Source organism: Moorena sp. SIO1F2 (assembly GCF_010672755.1).
Taxonomy (GTDB): Bacteria; Cyanobacteriota; Cyanobacteriia; order Cyanobacteriales; family Coleofasciculaceae; genus Moorena.
Genome location: NZ_JAAHFV010000675.1, coordinates 1 through 1,186, shown reverse-complemented (window position 1 = coordinate 1,186; position 1,186 = coordinate 1). Strand labels below are relative to the sequence as shown.

The window sequence follows — 1,186 nt, the reverse complement described above, 5'->3', positions numbered from 1 at the left end:
GTAAAAGTTTAGCCCAGAAAAAAGCTGACGAAATGGAGTTACCTAACGATTCGGAAGATGACAAAGACCATTTCGATATAACTTGTCATATTTTAGACCTAATTAGTGATTACAATCCCTTGGTAGTATGTTTTGATCAATTAGATGGTACAGAATGTGATGATGCAGGGTTTAGCAGAGCACAAGTTATTGCCAGCTTAGCAACAGATTTATATAATAGCCTTAAACGGGGGGTGCTGCTGACGGCTATGTTTCCTGAAACTTGGACACATCAAATTAGAGCATTAGAGTTAAATGATGCAGTTGTTGACAGAATTGGGGAGCGAGAAGTTGAATTAAAGCCTCTAAATTCTGATCAGATAATTGCTCTAGTTTACCTACGGTTAAAAGGGTTTTATGCTGACAATAAACTAACTCCTCCCCAGCCAGTTTATCCCTTTAGCGAAGAAAGACTGAAAGAATTAGGTAAACAACGACCAACAGCAAGAGATGTTTTGAAATGGTGTCAAACTAACTGGGGATTACCTAATGGTCAGCAAGTTTCGTCCCATAGACCTCCTATAAATACCGTTAGCTCTGCTTATAATAACGAGATCAAAAATATTGACAATATTGACAATGAAGAGTATATGGACGATGACTATCAGGTCACTAACGCTATTAAGTTTGGCCTCAAGCAACTCATCGGACAGATAGTGGCAGGAGTCACAATCGAAAAAATTGAAGCTCCCGTTAAACCAAAAAATAAATACCTCGGCGTCAAGATAGTTGGTAAACAAGAAGGTAATACGGTCAAAATCGGACTAGCAGTGATCCAAGCCTCTGTTGGAAACAGGGTAACGACTGGGTTATATCATCTTAGGGATTATAAAAAATATGATCTGACCCGTGGTTGTTTAGTCCGCTCTAAACCGATAAGTCCAAATGCCAAGAAGGCTCAAGAGTATTTCAATAACCTTAAGGCTCAAGGAGGAAAATCGGTAGCCTTGAAAACAGAGGAGGTTAAGCCCTTAATTGCGATTCGCGCTGTTTATGACAGTCGTGAAGACTATGAGTTGAGTGAAGAGCAGATTAAAGATTTTATATCTAACACAAAGCTAGCTATAGATAACAGATTACTGCGAGAAATTTTGAGTGCTCCATCGGTAGAAATTACTGAAGAGGCAGTGGATGAAGAGGCGTGAAA

The 1,186-nt window shown here is 39.3% G+C and carries 1 pseudogene; it reads left to right on the top strand.

What is annotated here, in order from left to right:
- Positions 1-1,184, top strand: a pseudogene (locus F6J94_RS33955) (hypothetical protein); the annotation flags it as partial.
- Between the last annotated feature and the right edge of the window lie 2 nt (positions 1,185-1,186).